Genomic DNA, 1,214 nt, shown 5'->3' on the forward strand with positions numbered 1-1,214 from the left:
GGTACTCAAACTTGTACTTGCTGAGTCGCTTGCACTAATTGATGCACTGAGACTCGTGCTCAGGCTCGTGCTTGCTGAATCTGAAGCACTAATTGAGGCACTGAGGCTCGTGCTCAAACTTGTGCTTGCTGAATCTGACGCACTGATTGATGCACTTAGACTTGTGCTCAAACTTGTACTTGCTGAATCTGAAGCGCTAAGTGAGGCACTGAGGCTTGTGCTCAAGCTGGTGCTTGCTGAATCTGAGGCACTGATCGAAGCACTTAGACTAGTACTCAAGCTGGTACTTGCTGAATCTGAGGCGCTAAGTGAGACACTAAGGCTTGTGCTCAAGCTGGTACTTGCTGAATCTGAAGCACTAATTGAGGCACTGTGGCTCATACTCAAACTTGTGCTTGCTGAGACTGACTGGCTTGTGCTCAATGAGCTTGAAGCTGATTCACTTGCTGAGACTGACTGGCTTGCGCTCAAGGACGCTGAAGCAGACTCGCTTACTGAGACAGACTGGCTCAAGCTCAACGAAGCTGAAGCACTTGCACTTGCTGAGACTGATTGACTCAAACTCATTGACGCTGAAGCACTGGCACTTACTGAGACAGACTGGCTGGTGCTCATTGAGGTTGAAGCTGACTCACTTGTTGAAACTGACTGACTCAAACTCAATGAAGTTGAGGTACTTGCACTTGTTGAAACTGATTGACTCAAGCTTACTGATGCTGAAGTGCTTGTGCTTGCTGAGACAGACTGGCTCAAGCTCAAGGACGCTGAAGTACTTGCACTTGTTGAGACAGACTGGCTTGCGCTCAATGAGGTTGAAGCTGATTCACTTGTTGAAACGGATTGACTCAAGCTTACTGATGCTGAAGCACTGGCACTTGCTGAGACTGATTGACTCAAGCTTACTGATGCTGAAGTACTTGCACTTACTGAGACAGACTGGCTGGTGCTCAATGAGGTTGAAGCTGATTCACTTACTGAGACAGACTGGCTCAGGCTTACTGATGCTGAAGCACTGGCACTTGCTGAGACAGACTGACTTGCGCTCAATGAGCTTGAAGCTGATTCACTTGTTGAAACTGACTGGCTTGCGCTCAATGAAGTTGAGGCGCTTGTGCTTACTGAGACGGATTGACTCAAGCTTACTGATGCTGAAGCAGACTCGCTTGCTGAGACTGACTGGCTGGTGCTCATTGACGCTGAAGTACTTGCGCTTA

General features: G+C 48.3%; 2 pseudogenes. Both read left to right on the forward strand.

Annotated features, from left to right (window positions below):
* Nucleotides 1-556 (forward strand): annotated as a pseudogene (locus tag O3651_RS10055) (hypothetical protein); the annotation flags it as partial.
* A 271-nt stretch (nt 557-827) separates the two neighbouring features.
* Nucleotides 828-1,214: pseudogene (locus O3651_RS10060) on the forward strand (hypothetical protein); the annotation flags it as partial.

The sequence above is a fragment of the Streptococcus sp. 27098_8_73 genome (genome assembly GCF_041432495.1).
Classification (GTDB): Bacteria; Bacillota; Bacilli; order Lactobacillales; family Streptococcaceae; genus Streptococcus.